Consider the following 15,762-nt stretch of genomic DNA (forward strand, 5'->3'; position numbering starts at 1 on the left):
ATGCTCGCCCACCCCACCACCATCCCCGTGACCGTGGACGTCTCGCCGGCCTCGCCCGGCCCGACGGCGGAGCAGCTGCCGTCCCGGCGCCGCACCCGCGCCCTCGTCGGTGCGGCGCCCGACGCCGGCGCAGGGGCCCCCGGCGCCCCGGTGCTCGTGGCCGGGCCGGGCGGGGCTCCGACGGCCCTGGCGGTGCGCCCCGCGACCGTCCCCGCCGGGGCCGTGGGGGTGCGCGGCGGCGCGGCCGCCGGAGCCCCGCCGGCCAGGCGTCCCGAGCGGGTGGCGCCACCGGGCGCCCACCGGGCCGAGCGCGAGCGGCCCCGCACCCCCCGGCCAGGCCTGACCACCGCGCCCCGGCTCCGGTCATGGACCATGCCGACCTGGGCGGAGCTCGCCGCGGACCGCGTCTGGCTCGGTGCGCTGGTGGTCGTGCTGGTGGTCCTGGTGGTCCTCGTCCTCGTCACGCTGGGTACTCTGAGCGGCACCGACGGCTCTTCCGCAGGGCTCGTGCCCGCGGCCTCTTATCCCTCCAACTCAGTGAAGGACATCTAGTGGTGGACGAGATCCCGCGCGTTCTTGCCGGCCGCTACGAGGTCGGCGAGCTGATCGGCCGCGGTGGCATGGCGGAAGTGCACATCGGGTACGACAACCGGCTCTCCCGCACCGTCGCGATCAAGGTGCTGCGCTCGGACCTCGCGCGCGACGCCACCTTCCAGGCCCGGTTCCGCCGCGAGGCACAGTCCTCGGCGGCGCTGAACCACCCCTCGATCGTCGCCGTGTACGACACCGGTGAGGAGCACGTCGTCTCCGCCGGCGGCCAGACCTCCACCGTCCCGTTCATCGTCATGGAGTACGTCGAGGGCCACACGGTCCGGGCCCTCCTGGCCAGCGGGGACCCCGTGCCGATCGACGAGGCCGTGGACATCGTCGTCGGGGTGCTCTCCGCGCTCGAGTACTCGCACCGCGAGGGCATCGTCCACCGCGACATCAAGCCGGCGAACATCATGCTGACGCCGACGGGCGCCGTGAAGGTGATGGACTTCGGCATCGCCCGCGCGATGGCGGACTCCGCCGCGACCATGACCCAGACCCACGCCGTGGTCGGGACCGCCCAGTACCTCTCCCCGGAGCAGGCCCGCGGCGAGGTCGTCGACGCCCGCTCCGACCTGTACTCGACCGGCTGCCTGCTCTACGAGCTGCTCACCGGGCAGCCCCCGTTCACCGGGGACTCCGCCGTCGCCGTCGCCTACCAGCACGTGCGTGAGCTGCCCAAGGCGCCGTCGACCGTCACCCCGGACATCCCCGAGGCGCTGGACCGGGTGGTCCTCAAGGCGCTGGCGAAGGACCGTGAGGACCGGTACGCGGACGCCGCCCACATGCGCGCCGACCTGCTCGCCGCCGTCCGCGGCGAGCACGTCCAGGCGCCGGCCGCGGCGGCCTGGGGCGTGGCGGGCGGCCTGGCCGCCGGCGCGGCGACCGCGGTGACGACCCCGATCCCGGCCGCCGCGGCGACCCGGATGATGGGCGCGGCCGCCCCCACCTCGACCGGCCCGGGAAGCTCCACGACACCGGCCCCGCCCGAGGAGCGGCGCAAGTCCCACTGGTGGGTGTGGCTCCTCGCGGTGCTCGGCCTGGCCGCCGCGGCGGGGATCGTGTACCTGGTCACCAACCCCCAGGGCCCGGCGGCGGAGCCGACCCCGTCCGCGACGGCCACGGCCACGGTGGCCGTGCCCGACATGGCCGGGATGGACGAGGCCGCGGCGCGCGCCGCCCTGGCGAAGGTGGACCTCGTCGCCGCCGTCGGTGACCCCGTCGCCTCGGACACCGTGGCCAAGGGCCTGTTCGTCTCCTCGTCGCCGGCCGCCGGTGCCGCGGTGGGGCCCGGGACGACCGTGACGCTGTCCTTCTCCTCCGGGCCCGATGCGGTCCAGGTCCCGGACGTCACGCAGATGGACCAGGCCCAGGCCGCCGCCGAGCTCGAGCGGGCGGGGCTGAAGAAGGGCAACGTGACGGAGGCGAACGACGCCTCCGGGAACGTCGGGGACGTGGTGAGCACCGATCCCGCCGCCGACGCCTCGGTCCCCCCGGGCACCGCGGTGGACCTGGTCATCGCCAGCGCGAACGTGGACCTGCCCGACCTCGTCGGCCAGACCGAGGAGGCGGCCACCCAGACCCTGAGCGGCCTGGACCTCGTCGCCCGGATCCAGACCCAGCCGTCGGGTGACTTCGAGCCCGGCACCGTGCTGGAGCAGTCCCAGCCGGCGGGCGTCGTGAAGCGCGGCACGGGCATCACGCTGATCGTCGCCGCGGAGGCGCCGGAGTCGCCGTCGCCGACACCCACGGATGAGCCCTCGAGCGACGGGTCGAAGGGCTCCGGCTCGGGGAACGGCCGCGACGGCGGGGGGCCGCCCGGCAAGGACGGGTAGCCCCCGCGCGGCGCCTCGGCGTGCCACCACAGATCGGGCCCCCGGTCACGATGGCGCGAGGCATAGTGAGGCATGCGCACGGGCAGCGAGGCGAGCTGGGAGGTGACCTTCATCGACCCCGCGGATCTGTTCTTCGCGCTGTACGTCCGTGACGCGGCGGGCCTGGGCGACGTGGGCGACGCCCCGCCCCTCGACGGGCCGGTGCCGCGCTGGCGGCCCGCGCCGCCGTGGTCCCGCACGCAGCGCGACGCCGCGGGCCGGCAGTGGCGCCTGTGGTGGACGACCCTCCTCGACCACCGGCCCGACGACGGCGCCGCGGGGATCGACGGGCCCGACTTTCCCACCAGCACCGGCACCCCGGAGCTGCACGCGGCCCAGGTGGCGACCTACCACGACGCGTTGCGCTGGCAGTCGGTGCGTGAGGCCCAGGCCGAGGCCTACGGGACCGGGACCACGTTCACCGCGCTGCGCGCCATGGGCATGCTGCCGCTGGTCAAGGAGATCGAGGCGCGGCTCGGCCGGCCCGCCAGCGCCTTCAGCTATGTCGTGGAGGTCATCCCCGTGCGCGGCAAGCGCTTCTGGGACCTCGGCGTGGAGCACCTGCTCATCTCCGACGAGCTCGGCATGGACCTCGAGTCGCTCGCCGACGTCCTGCGCCCCCGCCTGGCCGCGCTCGCCTGACCGCGCTCGTCTGACCCTGCCCGGACGGGCCGCGGCCCGCGCGCTCCCGTCGGGGGCCTACTGCTTGATGAGCGGCGCGAGGCCCTCGGAGCGGCGGACGGCGTCGCCGTCGCCCGTGCTGGCCAGCCAGTTGCCCAGCAACCGGTGACCGCCCTGGGTGAGCACGGACTCGGGGTGGAACTGCACGCCGTGCAACGGCAGCGTCCGGTGGGAGAGCCCCATGACGATCCCGTTCGCCGTCCAGGCGGTGATCTCGAGCTCCGCGGGCACCGTGTCCCGCACGACGGCGAGCGAGTGGTAGCGCGTGGCGGTGAACGGGCTGGGCAGCCCCGCGAAGACGCCGGTCCCGGTGTGCTCGACGCTCGAGGTCTTGCCGTGCATGAGCTCGGGCGCGTGGGTGACGACGGCCCCGAACGCCTCGCCGAGGGCCTGGTGGCCCAGGCACACGCCGAGCATGGGCAGGCCGCGCTCGGCGCACGCCCGGATGACGTCGAGCGACGCACCGGCCTCCTTCGGTGTGCCGGGCCCCGGCGAGACGAGGACGCCGTCGTACCCGCCGAGGTCCGCCGGGACGGCGTCGTTGCGCACGACGGTGGTCGAGGCACCCAGCTGCTGGAGGTAACCGACGATGGTGTAGACGAAGCTGTCGTAGTTGTCGACCACGAGGATGGTGCGTGCGCTCATCGAGTCGCTCCCGTCGGGGTGTCGAGGGTGGTGGGGGCCAGGGCCCGGGCCGCCGCGGTCATGCCTGCCCGCCGGTGCGTGCGGAGCCGGCGCCGAGCACCCGGGCGTGCTCGAGGTTGAGCGACCCGGCGTAGGCGGGCATCACGAGGTCCTTGACATCCCGGACGGACCAGCCCAGACGGACGGCGTCGACATACTGCAGGTATGTCTGGACCCCCGGCGCGGACAGCAGCGCCCCCCGCAGCTGCGCCGGGTCACCGATGGCGCGCACCTCGTACGGCGGGGAGTAGGTGCGCCCGGCGATGTGCAGCACGTTGCCCACGCAACGCACGCCGGTGGTGGAGACGACCCGGTGCCCCTGGACCGTCATCGCCTCCGCACCCCCGGCCCACAGGGCGTTCATCACGGCCTCGAGGTCCTGCTGGTGCACCACGAGCGAGTCCGGCGGAAGCGTGCTGGCCAGCCCCTCGGCCTGCTGCGGGGCGTCCCACAGCTGGACCGCGAGGCCGGGGCCGCGGGCCCCGTTCTGCCCGGCCGCGTCCGCTGCCAAGCGGGTCGGCCCGCCGGCGTCCGCGGCCGCCGGCTCGGCGGCGAGGAAGGGCTGGATCTCCTCGCGCAGCGCGGCGTTCTCCCGCTCGAGCTCCACCAGGCGGTCGCTCTCGGCGCGCGCCAGGCCCTCCAGGTTCTGGGGATGGCGGTCCTCGTTGCCGGAGAAGATCTGGGCGTTCGTCGCGAAGAGCATCCCGGCCGCCAGCGCGACCGCGGCGGTGGCCAGCGAGCCGCGGCGGGCCGCCAGGCGGGTGCCGGTGACGGTCCGCTGGGGATGGGCCGGGTTCTGGGGGGACTGCCGACCGTCGGTCATGGTCCTCCCCCCTGCGCCCGGAGCAGCACTCGTGCGCCGGCGATCTGCGAGCGACACTACGCTAGAGGATGGACGCACCCGAGCGTGCGTCCACGGGGGCGCGCGCCCGCGCCCCGTCGAGAAGAAGTGGTGCCCCTCCGGGGCCGTACCCGCGAGGAGACGCGCATGCCCGAGTCGAAGAAGCGCAAGAAGTCCGGCGGCGCCACCCCGGCCGCCGCCCAGACGCCGGCCGCGGCGAAGCCGAGCCCGCAGTGGTGGGCACCCACCATGGTCGTGCTCATGGTGCTGGGGCTGGTGTCGGTGGTCCTGACGTACCTGACGAAGGGCAGCCTGCCCGTGCCCGGGCTGGGGAACTGGAACCTCACCATCGGCTTCGCCGTCATGATCGTCGGCTTCTTCATGACCCTGCGCTGGCGCTGACCGCGCCGCCCAGGACGCCGCCCGTCCGCCCACGCCGCCGCGCGGCTGGGCCCGGTCCCGCAGGCCCCGTCCCGCCCCTCGGCGGAGCGGGGCCTGTGCCGTCCGCGCGAACCCCACGGTTCCCCAGCGCCGTCCCCACCTGTGGAAACTACAGCGGTGTGAGTATCCCCAGCTGTGGACGACCCTGGGGATAGTTACGTGCATGGAAGTATCCCCATCTGTGGATCCTTCTGGGGATGACGGGGCCGAGAGGTTACCCCCACCTGTGAAGGACCTTGTGGAAACAGCGACAGGCGTTATCCACAGATGTGCACATCCCTGTGGAGAACTACAGCGGTGTAGTTCATATCGGCCGCCACCGGCCCCCGGCGGGGCTCGCGCCCCCACCGCCGGTCCGGGTTAGACGAGCGAGTAGCGCGCCAGCGCGAGGACCGCGAGCACGACGGCGATCCCGGCGGTGACGAGCACGCCGGCCAGGGTCCGCCGCTCGCGCGGGGCGTACACGTACCCGGCCGCCAGCAGCGCCCCGACGATGGCGCCGCCGAGGTGCGCCTGCCAGGCGATCCCCGAGACCATGAAGCCGAGGACGAAGTTCAAACCGATGAGCACGAGGATCTGCGTCGTGTCCCGGCCGACGTGCCGCAGGACCATGAAGATCGCGGCGAACAGGCCGAACACGGCCCCGGAGGCACCCACCACCGGGGTGATCCACGAGATGCCGGACGGGTCGGCGAGGAGCAGGACGGCGACCGAGCCGCCGACGGCCGACAACAGGTAGAGGGCGAGGTAGCGCCAGCGGCCGAGTGCGGGCTCGAGCGAGCTGCCCACGATCCACAGGGCGTACATGTTCAGGGCCAGGTGCAGGGCACCGCCGTGCAGGAACGCGGAGGTGAGGAACCGGTACGGCTCCGTGGCCCCGATGGCCGGCGCGTAGGCGAGCCGGTAGGTCAGCTGCTGGCCGAGGACCATCTGGAGGAGGTACACCGCGACGCAGATGCCGATGATCGTCAGGGTGACGACCGGGCGCCCCTGGCGGGCGCGGCCCCCCAGCACCGTCCGCGCCGCCGGCACGCGGGCCTGGGCCTCGCGCACGCAGTCCACGCACTGGATGCCCACGGCCGCCGGGCGCTGGCACTGCGCGCACGCCGGGCGCCCGCACCGCTGGCAGCGCACGTAGGAGACGACGTCGGGATGGCGCGGGCAGACCGGCACCGCTTCGGTGCCGGCCTGCCCGGGGGAGTGCTCGCTCATGGTGCCGATCTCGTGACGGGCCGGTACGAAGAGTGCCGGCTACTCGGAGACGGTCACCGAGTTGATGGTGATGTCCTCGACGGGGCGGTCGTTGCGGCCGGTGGCGGTCGCGCCGATCACGTCCACCACGGCGCGGGAGGCCGGGTCCACAACCTTGCCGAAGATCGTGTGCTTGCCCTGGAGCCAGGTGGTCGGTGCCGTGGTGATGAAGAACTGCGAGCCGTTGGTGCCGTGGCCGCCGCGCTGGCCGGCGTTCGCCATCGCCAGGACGTAGGGCTCCGTGAAGCCCAGCTCGGGGTGGATCTCGTCGTCGAAGACGTACCCGGGGCCGCCTGTGCCGGTGCCCAGCGGGTCCCCGCCCTGGATCATGAAGTTGGGGATGACGCGGTGGAAGATGACGCCGTCGTAGAGCGGGCGGTCGGTCTCCTCGCCCGTCTGCGGGTCGGTCCACGTGCGCTTGCCCGTGGCGAGCTCGGTGAAGTTCGCGACCGTCTTAGGTGCATGGTTGGGGTACAGCTCGACCTTGATGTCGCCGGCCGAGGTGTGCAGAGTTGCTTCCATGCCCTGATCCTCGCACGGGGCACCCACCTCGGGCACGGCGCGACCGTGCCGAGGAACGGGGGAAACGCCCCCGTCCAAGCGCGCCGGGGCCCAAAACCAGGCAAGATGGGATGCGGTGGAGGCGCACGCCGTCCGGGCCGCGCCGGCCAAGACATGTCGCCGAGACGAGCAGGGAGTGCAGATGTTGCGCAAGAGCAAGGTCAGCCAGATCGACACGGAGCAGGTCCGCAAGCAGGCCGCCCTCAGCGCCCTCGTCGGTGAGCAGGCGAGCAGAGCGAGCAAGCAGGCCATGCACCTCGCCGAGCAGGCGAGCTTGGCGAGCAAGCAGGCGGTCCACCTCGCGGAGCAGGGCAGGGCGTGGGCCACCCCGCACGTCGGGGCAGCGACCGAGGCCGTCCGTCCGGCCGTCGACCGGGCCTGGCGGGAGACGGTCAAGGTCGCCGCCCCCAAGGTGGAGGCCGCGGCCGAGGCCGCGCGTCCCGTGGTGGACAACGCCCACGGCAAGATCGTGGACGACTACCTGCCCCGCGTGTCCCGAGCCATGCGCGACGCGGCGGAGGCCGCGGCCGGCGGCAAGGCGGCGACCAAGGCGTCCGCCAAGGCCGACGTCTCCCGCAAGGCGGCGAAGGCCGCGAAGACGGCCGTGGCCGCCAAGGCCGCGAGCAAGGTGGCGCGCAAGGCGCTGGCGGAGCCGCCGGCGAAGAGCCACGGGGTCGCCAGGACCGTCGGCTGGGTCCTGGTAGGCTCCGCCGCCGCGGGCACGGCCTACCTGCTGTGGCGCCGCACCCAGCCCGTGGACGACCCGTGGGCCGAGGAGTACTGGGAGGACACCACGGTGACCTCTCCGGCGGCACAGCCCGAGACGTCCGCCCCCCGCGACACGGCCGCGGGAGCGGCGTCCACCGCGGGTACCAAGGCGTCCGACGCCGCCGACACCGCGGCCGACACCATCAAGAACGCCGGCGACGCGGCCGCCGCCAAGGGTGACGAGACGTCGAAGAAGATCGAGGGCGCCTGAGCGGACCCACAGCGCGAGGCCCCCGCCGGATATCCGGCGGGGGCCTCGCGCTGTGGGTCGTCATTGGCGCGGTTCCGTCCGAGCCAGCCGCGCCGCTCCACCCGGGACGGCGCGGCTAGCCCGCGACGCGCCCGATCAGCACAGGTCCCGGCAGCGCCACGCCGCGTACGCAGCCTCGGCCTCGGGCAGGACGCCGCGGGCCAGCAGGGCGACGGGGCGCCAGCGGGCGACGAGCGGATCGCCGTCGGGGCCTCGGCCGACGACCTCGCCGGTGAGCAGCCAGGGCTGGTTACCCTTCCCGCCGGAGAGGAGGAACCCGTGGCGCACGACCTGTCGGGCGAGCCAGAGACGCAGCCCGCCGGCCCACCAGGCCTCGGGCCTGAGCATCCACGCCGGCAGCCCGGGGAGCAGGTAGCCGCTCTCGCCGTCCCACCCGCCGGACCGGCGGTCCTCGTCCGGGCCCGCGCTGATGCGCAGGAACAGCGCGTCCGTGTGCTCCATGAGGTCGGCGACCTGGTCCAGGGAGGTCAGGACCGGCAGCCCCGCGAGCTCCCCCTGGGGCCGGCGCCCGGCGACGGGCGTGCGGTCGGCGGCGGTGATGCGGTCGATGGTCTGTGCGTGGCTCATGGTTGTCCTCCAAGATCGTCGCGTCGTCGCGTTCTCTGGCCCCCACCGGGACATGTGCACACGGCGCGCCCGCCGCCACACGTTATGGACCCGGGCGCTTCGTTACCGTGATCAAACCGTAACATTCAACACATGACGGAAAGAGGACTTTCGTCCCTCGTCGTCGTCGTCGGCTCGGCCGCCCCGCCGGAATGAGGACTTAGGTCCCGGGAACGACAAGACCCCCCGACCGGCGTGGTCGAGGGGTCGTGCGGTGGTGGAGCCAAGGGGACTCGAACCCCTAACCCCCTGCTTGCAAAGCAGGTGCGCTACCAATTGCGCCATGGCCCCGCGGCGCCCCGTCCGGGGCGCGCGGCGATGCTAGCGGGTCATCGCACAGCGGAGGCGGGAGGCTCCTCGCCGAAGCTGTCGGTGACCTCTGCCCACAGGTCCCGCTCCTCGCGGTCCTGGCGGATCTTGACCCAGGCGGCGTAGCCGGCAACGGTGGCCGCTGCGAGCAGGAGTGCCTTCTTCACGGATCCTCCTCGACTCGGGTGCCCTCGCGGGCCCCTCGGTGTGTGCAGGGGTGGGCCTAACTGGACTCGAACCAGTGACCTCTTCCTTATCAGGGAAGCGCTCTAACCAACTGAGCTATAGGCCCGTGCACCCGTGCCGGCCGCGGCCCGCGGGATGCATGCGCTGTGCGCGCTGAGCAAGACTATCCCAGAGCCTCCGGCCGACCCAAACCAGAAACCGCGCAGGTGAGGAGTGTCACTGTGCTCAGTCGTCGGTCAGGGTGACGTGGAGGCCACCGACGAGCGAGGCGACGATGTTGTACAGGAACGCCCCGATCGTGCCCAGCGCGGTGAGCAGGAGGATGTCCACGACGCCCACGATGGTCGCGAAGGACATCACCCGGTCGAACTCGAGGTAGTCCATCAGCTGGAGGAAGTCGGCCGACCCGATCGACGTCAGGAGCCCCTCGATGTCGGCGAAGACGTGCATCGCGTCGAGCACGAACCAGACCACGGCGGTCGCGACCACGATGATGATGCCCAGCCCCACCGACAGCAGGAACGCCAGCTTCATCACCGACCACGGGTCGACGCGCGAGACGGACAGGCGCACCCGGCGGGGGCCCACCGGGGCGGCCGCGGCCGGTGCGGGCCGGTCCGCGGTCGAGGTGCCGGGGGAGGGCTCGCGCGCGGCGCCCTGGGAGGCGATGGGCCCCCCGGCCGGGGCGGGACGCTCGGCGCCGGCCGGGCGGCCGGCGCCGACCGCCTCCGTGGGGGGCGTGGCCTGCCCCGACGTCGTGCCCAGCCGGTCAGCGAGACTGCGGCGGAGCGTGCCGGCGAAGTCACCGGACGCGCCCGCCGGACGTCCACGGTCACCGGGTACGCCGTTGGGACTGCCGCCGGGGGTCACCTCGGGCCGGTCACCGGTGCCGGGGGGCGTGGTGCTCATGCATCTCCTCCGTCAGAGCCGTCGCTGGGCGCGCCGTCAGGGGTGGACGCTACCGCGTCCTCACCCTCCGGCGTCGGCTCCGCGCCCTCGGCGGGTGCGTCGACGCGGCGGCCCTGCTCGAGCACCTGGCCGTCGGCGGAGACGACGAGCGTCTCGGACATCTCCTCGGGGCTCTCCGCCGAGTCGGCGGAGTCGACGAGGTGGGCCTCCTGCTCCACCTTGCGCTCGATGTTGCGGGCCACGGCGATGATGCGGTCGCCCTTGTCGGGCCGGGCGAAGGTGACGCCCTGGGTGTTGCGGCCCGTCAGGTTGACCTCGGCGACGGCAGAGCGGACGACCTTGCCGCCCTCCATGATGACGAGGACCTCGTCGTCCGGGGCGGTGAGCAGCGCGCCCACGAGGTCGCCGCGCGACTCCACGAGGCTGGCGACCTTGATGCCGAGGCCGCCGCGGCCCTGGACCCGGTATTCGCTCACGAAGGTGCGCTTGGCATACCCGCCCTCGGTGACGACGAACAGGGCGGCGTCCTCGTACCAGTCGCGGACGACGTCCATGGCCAGGAGCTCGTCGTCGTCGCGGAACTTCATGCCGGTGACGCCGGAGGTCGCCCGGCCCATGGGCCGCAGCGCCTCGTCGGTGGCGGTGAAGCGGAGGGACTGCCCCTTGCGGGAGACGAGCAGGAGGTCGTCGTCGGAGTTGACCAGGCGCGCGGCGACCACGCGGTCGGGCTCGCCGTCGTCGTCCTCGCGCAGGTTGATGCCGATGACGCCGCCGGAGCGGTGCGAGTCGTACTCGCGCAGGCGGGTCTTCTTCACCAGGCCGCGCCGGGTGGCCAGGACGAGGTACTCGGCCTGGTCGTAGTCGCGCACGGTGAGCACCTGGGCGATGGACTCCCCGGGCTGGAACGCGAGGAGGTTCGCCACGTGCTGGCCCTTGGCGTCACGGCCGCCCTCGGGCAGCTCGTAGCCCTTGGCGCGGTAGACGCGGCCGAGGTTGGTGAAGAAGAGGAGCCAGTGGTGAGTGGTCGTGACGCCGAAGTGCTCGACGATGTCGTCCTCGCGCAGCTGGGCCCCGCGCACCCCCTTGCCGCCGCGGCGCTGGGAGCGGTAGTTGTCGACCCGCGTGCGCTTGGCGTAGCCGCCGCGCGTGATGGTGACGACCACGTCCTCCTCGGGGATGAGGTCCTCGATGGACATCTCGCCGTCGTAGGGCAGGATCGTGGTGCGGCGCTCGTCGCCGTACTTGTCGACGATCGCCCGCAGCTCCTCGCTGACGATCTCGCGCTGCCGCGCCGGGGACTCGAGGATCGCCCGGTAGCCGAGGATCTTCTCCTCGAGCGCGTCGTGGTCGTCGATGATCTTCTGGCGCTCCAGCGCCGCGAGGCGGCGCAGCTGCATGGCGAGGATGGCCTCGGCCTGGACCTCGTCGATGCCCAGGAGGTCCATCAGGCCGGCACGGGCCTCCTCCACGGTGGGCGATCGCCGGATGAGGGCGATGACGTCGTCGAGGGCGTCGAGCGCCTTGAGGAGGCCGCGCAGGATGTGGATGCGCTCCTCGGCCTTGCGCAGGAAGAACCGGGTGCGCCGGACGATGACGTCGACCTGGTGGTTGGTCCAGTGGCGCACGAAGCCGTCCAGGCTCAGGGTGCGCGGGACGCCGTCGACCAGGGCGAGCATGTTCGCGGGGAAGTTGTCCTGCAGCTGGGTGTGCTTGTACAGGTTGTTCAGGACCACCTTGGCCACGGCGTCGCGCTTGAGCACGATGACCAGGCGCTGGCCGGCGCGGCCGGAGGACTCGTCGCGGATGTCCGCGATGCCGGTGATGCGCCCGTCCCGGACGCCGTCGACGATCTTCTGCGAGAGCCGGTCGGGGTTGACCTGGTAGGGCAGCTCGGTGACCACGAGGCACTGGCGGCCCTGGATCTCCTGGACCTCGACGACCGCGCGCTGGGTGATCGAGCCGCGACCGGTGCGGTACATGTTCTCGATGCCCTTGTGGCCGAGGATCTGCGCGCCGGTGGGGAAGTCCGGGCCCTTGATCCGCAGCATGAGCTCGCCGAGCAGCTCCTCCTTGGAGGCCTCGGGGTGCGCGAGGAACCACTGCACGCCCTCGGCGACCTCGCGCAGGTTGTGCGGCGGGATGCGGGTGGCCATGCCGACGGCGATGCCCTCGGAGCCGTTGACCAGCAGGTTCGGGAACCGCGCCGGCAAGACGGTGGGCTCCTGGTTCTTGCCGTCGTAGTTGTCCTGGAAGTCGACGGTGTCGGCGTCGATGTCGCGGACCATCTCGAGGGCCAGCGGCGCCATCTTGCACTCGGTGTACCGCGGCGCCGCGGCCCCGAGGTCTCCGCCGGAGCCGAAGTTCCCCTGCCCGGCCACCAGGGGGTAGCGCATGGACCACGGCTGGACCAGGCGGACCAGGGCGTCGTAGATGGAGGTGTCGCCGTGGGGGTGGTACTGGCCCATGACCTCGCCGACCACGCGCGAGCACTTGTTGAACGCGGCGTCGGGGCGGTAGCCGCCGTCGTACATCGCGTACAGCACCCGGCGGTGCACGGGCTTGAGGCCGTCCCGCACGTCGGGCAGCGCCCGGCCCACGATGACGCTCATCGCATAGTCGAGGTAGGAGCGCTGCATCTCCAGCTGCAGGTCGACCTGCTCGATGCGGTCGCGGACGACGACCACGTCTTCGCCGTCGTCCGCGGCCTCGTTGATGCCCTGATCCTCGGGTGGCTGGGTCACGTCAGTCCTTCTCGTCTGAGTCGTCCCCGCGCGGCGGGCGGTGCCCAGCCCGCGCGGGCTCTGTAGCTGGGGCGGGTGCTAGATGTCCAGGAAGCGCACGTCGTGGGCGTTGCGCTGGATAAAGCTGCGGCGGGACTCGACGTCCTCACCCATGAGGATGGAGAACGTCTCGTCGGCCGCGGCCGCGTCCTCGATCGTCACCTGGCGCAGCGTGCGGCTCTCGGGGTTCATGGTGGTGTCCCAGAGCTCCTGGTCGTTCATCTCGCCCAGACCCTTGTACCGCTGGATGCCGCCGTCCTTGGGCAGCCGCCGGCCCAGGCGGGCGCCCTCGGCGAGGAAGGCGTCCTTCTCCTTGTCCGAGTACACGTACTCGTGCGGGGCGTTGGTCCACTTCAGGCGGTACAGCGGTGGCATGGCGAGATACACGAACCCGCCCTCGATCAGGGGCTTCATGTACCGGAACACCAGGGTCAGCAGGAGGGTGGAGATGTGCTGGCCGTCGACGTCGGCGTCGGCCATGAACACGATCTTGTGATAGCGGAGCTTCGTGATGTCGAAGTCCTCGCCGATCCCCGTGCCGAAGGCCGTGATGAGCGCCTGGATCTCCTGGTTGCCGAGGGCCCGGTCCAGCCGGGCCTTCTCGACGTTGAGGATCTTCCCGCGCAGCGGCAGGATCGCCTGGTGCTCCGGGTCCCGGCCCTGGACGGCCGAGCCGCCGGCGGAGTCGCCCTCGACGATGAAGATCTCCGACAGGCTCGCGTCCCGGCTCGAGCAGTCCTTGAGCTTGCCGGGCATGGAGAGGCCCTCGAGCAGGCCCTTGCGGCGGGTCGCCTCGCGGGCCTTGCGCGCGGCCATGCGGGCCACGGCCGCCTGCTGCGACTTGCGGATGATGTCCTTGGCGTCGCCCGGGTGGGCGTCGAACCAGTCGCCGAGCTGGGCGTAGAGCTGGGTCTGGACGAAGGTGCGGGCCTCCGTGTTGCCCAGCTTGGTCTTGGTCTGCCCCTCGAACTGCGGCTCGCCGAGCTTCACGGACAGGACAGCGGTCAGGCCCTCGCGGATGTCGTCGCCGGTGAGATTCTCGTCCTTCTCCTTGAGGAGGCCCTTGTCCCGGGCGTACTTGTTGACCAGCGAGGTCAGCGCCGACCGGAAGCCCTCCTCGTGGGTGCCGCCCTCGGTGGTGTTGATGGTGTTGGCGTAGGTGTGCACCGACTCGGAGTAGCCCGAGGTCCACTGCATGGCGACCTCGACGGAGATGCGCTTCTCCCGGTCCTCGGACTCGAACGCGATGATGTCCGGGTGCACGAGGTCCACCTTCTTGGTGGAGTTGAGGTAGTGCACGTAGTCGATGAGGCCCCCCTCGTACAGGTAGCTCACCTCGCGGTGCCCCGTGCGTGCGTCGTCCGCGGTGCCGCCGGCGTCGCCAGTGATCTCCTCGCCGGCGTCCGTGACGCCCGAGCGCTCGTCGATGAGCGTGATGCGCAGGCCCTTGTTCAGGAACGCCATCTGCTGGAAGCGGGTGCGCAGGGTCTCGAAGTTGTAGTCGGTGCTCTCAAAGATGTCGCCGTTGGCCCAGAAGGTCACCGCGGTGCCGGTGCCCTCGACGGCCTCGCCCTTGACGAGCTCGCCGGTGGGGACCCCGTCGACGAAGCCCATCCGGTACACGTACCCGTCGCGCCGGACGGCGACCTGGAGGCGGTGGGAGAGGGCGTTGACGACGGAGACGCCGACGCCGTGGAGGCCACCCGAGACGGCGTAGCCGCCGCCGCCGAACTTGCCGCCGGCGTGCAGGACCGTGAGGACGACCTCCACGGCGGGCTTGCCCTCGGACTCCACGATGTCCACGGGGATGCCGCGGCCGTTGTCGACCACCCGCACGCCGCCGTCGGCGAGGATGGTGATCTCGATGTGGTCGCAGTAGCCGGCCAGGGCCTCGTCCACGGAGTTGTCGACCACCTCGTAGACGAGGTGGTGCAGACCGCGCTCGCCGGTGGAGCCGATGTACATGCCGGGGCGCTTGCGCACCGCCTCGAGGCCCTCGAGCACGGTGATGTTGCTGGCGCCGTACGCCTGGCTGGTGGGGACGGTGCCTGCGTTGTGGATCGCCTGAGCCTGCTGGGCCGGTGCTCCATCTGCCGAGGGCACGGTGGGGGTTTCTTCGTTCACGGCAGCGTCAGCACTGTGGTCGGCCACGGTCGCGGGCTCTCCTCGTCTCGCGGGGCAACCACCTGCCACCACCAGGCCGTCGGGCCGGGGCGCGGGGCCACCGCTGGATCCCTGTGGGCACGTGCGCGCGCCGTTCGGGTGGGTCGCTCGATTCTACCGTGCCTGAGCCGTAAACCACGAATATCCACAGTGTTTTTCCACAGGCGGAGGGCCCGTCGAATCGCGCTCGGACGGACGCCGTCCGGAGGGCTCTGTCCCGCCAGGCCCGGGGTGCCGCATCGGCCGTGGCCGCGCCGAGGCTCAGCCGTAGGTGTCCCGGGGCCCGCGCCCGCGCACCGCGCGGGTCCCGTGCTTCCAGCTCGGGCCCCCGGGGCCCAGCACCACGATGGAGGTCACGGTGCCCTCGCCGACCTCCTCGGCCAGGCGCCGCTCGAGCTGCGGCAGGAGCAGGCGGACCTGGGTGGCCCAGGCGGTCGAGCTGGCGCGCACCACGAGCTCGCCCTCCTCGAACGTCTCCACGTCGCAGTGGTCCGCGAGCTGGTCACCGACCACCTCGCGCCACCGGCCGACCACCCCGCCCACGCTCACGGGCCGCGTCCAGCCGCGCTGGGCGACGAACCGGGCCGCGATGCCACCGAGCGGCTGCGGGTCGCGCCGCGAGGGGCCGGGCCCGCTGATGCCCCAGCCGATCCCGGGCCCGGGGCGCCACCGGCGGCCGGGGGGCGCCGCCCCCTCGTCGAGGGCGTCGTCCGGGGCCGGCTCCTCCGCCGCCCGGCCCGCGCGGCCGCGCCGGCGCCGCGGCGCCCTCTCCGCCCAGGCCCCCGTGCCGACGACGCTGCTCGACCTCGCCGACAGCAGCTGGCTCGCGCCCGAGCGCGGAGGCGC

14 protein-coding genes, 2 tRNA genes and 1 pseudogene are annotated in these 15,762 nt (G+C 72.7%); 5 read left to right on the plus strand and 12 right to left on the minus strand.

Annotation, left to right across the window (positions count from 1 at the left end; genetic code table 11):
- The 3 genes and pseudogenes from EJK16_RS19535 to EJK16_RS09200 all read left to right on the plus strand — a co-directional run.
- Nucleotides 1-552 (plus strand): annotated as a pseudogene (locus tag EJK16_RS19535) (hypothetical protein); the annotation flags it as partial.
- A 2-nt stretch (nt 553-554) separates the two neighbouring features.
- Nucleotides 555-2,426, plus strand: a complete 1,872-nt coding sequence (gene pknB, locus EJK16_RS09195; RefSeq protein ID WP_127128591.1) for a Stk1 family PASTA domain-containing Ser/Thr kinase — start codon at nt 555-557, stop codon at nt 2,424-2,426.
- Nucleotides 2,427-2,498: 72 nt separating this feature from the next.
- Complete coding sequence (locus EJK16_RS09200; RefSeq protein ID WP_127128593.1) at nt 2,499-3,107, plus strand: hypothetical protein; 609 nt, start codon at nt 2,499-2,501, stop codon at nt 3,105-3,107.
- Between the two features lie 57 nt (nt 3,108-3,164).
- Here the strand turns inward: EJK16_RS09200 and EJK16_RS09205 are convergent, their stop codons facing one another.
- Together EJK16_RS09205 and EJK16_RS09210 are read right to left on the minus strand one after the other, a co-directional pair.
- The gene (locus EJK16_RS09205) at nt 3,165-3,791 is read right to left on the minus strand and encodes an aminodeoxychorismate/anthranilate synthase component II (RefSeq protein WP_127128596.1); all 627 of its coding nucleotides are present in this window, start codon (nt 3,789-3,791) and stop codon (nt 3,165-3,167) included.
- A 58-nt stretch (nt 3,792-3,849) separates the two neighbouring features.
- Complete coding sequence (locus tag EJK16_RS09210; RefSeq protein ID WP_127128598.1) at nt 3,850-4,653, minus strand: DUF881 domain-containing protein; 804 nt, start codon at nt 4,651-4,653, stop codon at nt 3,850-3,852.
- Between the two features lie 165 nt (nt 4,654-4,818).
- Between EJK16_RS09210 and EJK16_RS09215 the strand changes: the two genes are divergently transcribed.
- Nucleotides 4,819-5,073 carry a cell division protein CrgA gene (locus tag EJK16_RS09215; RefSeq protein ID WP_127128600.1) on the plus strand — a complete coding sequence of 85 codons (255 nt, stop codon included), beginning with the start codon at nt 4,819-4,821 and terminating at the stop codon, nt 5,071-5,073.
- 399 nt (nt 5,074-5,472) lie between these two features.
- Here EJK16_RS09215 and EJK16_RS09220 read toward each other — a convergent pair whose 3' ends face one another.
- Together EJK16_RS09220 and EJK16_RS09225 are read right to left on the minus strand one after the other, a co-directional pair.
- Nucleotides 5,473-6,324 (minus strand): rhomboid family intramembrane serine protease, encoded by an 852-nt coding sequence (locus EJK16_RS09220; RefSeq protein ID WP_127128602.1) that lies wholly within the window; start codon nt 6,322-6,324, stop codon nt 5,473-5,475.
- Between the two features lie 39 nt (nt 6,325-6,363).
- Nucleotides 6,364-6,885 carry a peptidylprolyl isomerase gene (locus EJK16_RS09225; protein ID WP_127128604.1) on the minus strand — a complete coding sequence of 174 codons (522 nt, stop codon included), beginning with the start codon at nt 6,883-6,885 and terminating at the stop codon, nt 6,364-6,366.
- Between the two features lie 181 nt (nt 6,886-7,066).
- On the opposite strand from EJK16_RS09225, the gene EJK16_RS09230 reads away from it, so the two are divergent.
- Nucleotides 7,067-7,903, plus strand: a complete 837-nt coding sequence (locus EJK16_RS09230; protein WP_127128606.1) for a hypothetical protein — start codon at nt 7,067-7,069, stop codon at nt 7,901-7,903.
- 135 nt (nt 7,904-8,038) lie between these two features.
- Here the strand turns inward: EJK16_RS09230 and EJK16_RS09235 are convergent, their stop codons facing one another.
- From EJK16_RS09235 to EJK16_RS09265, 8 genes are all read right to left on the minus strand, one after another.
- A complete protein-coding gene (locus EJK16_RS09235) occupies nt 8,039-8,530 on the minus strand; it encodes a DUF6098 family protein (protein WP_127128608.1) in 492 nt (163 codons plus the stop codon).
- A gap of 254 nt (nt 8,531-8,784) precedes the next feature.
- A tRNA-Ala gene (locus EJK16_RS09240) sits at nt 8,785-8,860 on the minus strand.
- A 38-nt stretch (nt 8,861-8,898) separates the two neighbouring features.
- Nucleotides 8,899-9,045, minus strand: a complete 147-nt coding sequence (locus EJK16_RS19540; protein ID WP_164737255.1) for a DLW-39 family protein — start codon at nt 9,043-9,045, stop codon at nt 8,899-8,901.
- Nucleotides 9,046-9,096: 51 nt separating this feature from the next.
- Nucleotides 9,097-9,170, minus strand: a tRNA-Ile gene (locus tag EJK16_RS09245).
- A 119-nt stretch (nt 9,171-9,289) separates the two neighbouring features.
- Complete coding sequence (locus EJK16_RS09250; RefSeq protein ID WP_127128610.1) at nt 9,290-9,973, minus strand: DUF3566 domain-containing protein; 684 nt, start codon at nt 9,971-9,973, stop codon at nt 9,290-9,292.
- Nucleotides 9,970-12,687 carry a DNA gyrase subunit A gene (gyrA, locus tag EJK16_RS09255; RefSeq protein WP_240645909.1) on the minus strand — a complete coding sequence of 906 codons (2,718 nt, stop codon included), beginning with the start codon at nt 12,685-12,687 and terminating at the stop codon, nt 9,970-9,972. Before gyrA ends, EJK16_RS09250 begins: the two co-directional genes overlap by 4 nt.
- Nucleotides 12,688-12,792: 105 nt before the next feature.
- On the minus strand, nt 12,793-14,814 hold the full coding sequence (gene gyrB / locus EJK16_RS09260) for a DNA topoisomerase (ATP-hydrolyzing) subunit B (protein ID WP_240645910.1): 2,022 nt from the start codon (nt 14,812-14,814) through the stop codon (nt 12,793-12,795).
- A 363-nt stretch (nt 14,815-15,177) separates the two neighbouring features.
- A partial coding sequence (locus tag EJK16_RS09265; RefSeq protein ID WP_370276001.1) for a DUF721 domain-containing protein occupies nt 15,178-15,762 on the minus strand: 585 nt, incomplete at its 5' end.

Origin of the sequence: Georgenia sp. SYP-B2076, from assembly GCF_003991205.1 — a bacterium.
GTDB lineage: Bacteria > Actinomycetota > Actinomycetes > Actinomycetales > Actinomycetaceae > Georgenia.

Bases quoted from the DNA above. Each gene is read 5' to 3' on its own strand.
- EJK16_RS09200 (WP_127128593.1), top strand. From the start codon at position 2,499: ATGCGCACGGGCAGCGAGGCGAGCTGGGAGGTGACCTTCATCGACCCC.
- EJK16_RS09205 (WP_127128596.1), bottom strand. From the start codon at position 3,791: ATGAGCGCACGCACCATCCTCGTGGTCGACAACTACGACAGCTTCGTC.
- EJK16_RS09210 (WP_127128598.1), bottom strand. From the start codon at position 4,653: ATGACCGACGGTCGGCAGTCCCCCCAGAACCCGGCCCATCCCCAGCGG.
- EJK16_RS09215 (WP_127128600.1), top strand. From the start codon at position 4,819: ATGCCCGAGTCGAAGAAGCGCAAGAAGTCCGGCGGCGCCACCCCGGCC.
- EJK16_RS09220 (WP_127128602.1), bottom strand. From the start codon at position 6,324: ATGAGCGAGCACTCCCCCGGGCAGGCCGGCACCGAAGCGGTGCCGGTC.
- EJK16_RS09225 (WP_127128604.1), bottom strand. From the start codon at position 6,885: ATGGAAGCAACTCTGCACACCTCGGCCGGCGACATCAAGGTCGAGCTG.
- EJK16_RS09230 (WP_127128606.1), top strand. From the start codon at position 7,067: ATGTTGCGCAAGAGCAAGGTCAGCCAGATCGACACGGAGCAGGTCCGC.
- EJK16_RS09235 (WP_127128608.1), bottom strand. From the start codon at position 8,530: ATGAGCCACGCACAGACCATCGACCGCATCACCGCCGCCGACCGCACG.
- EJK16_RS09250 (WP_127128610.1), bottom strand. From the start codon at position 9,973: ATGAGCACCACGCCCCCCGGCACCGGTGACCGGCCCGAGGTGACCCCC.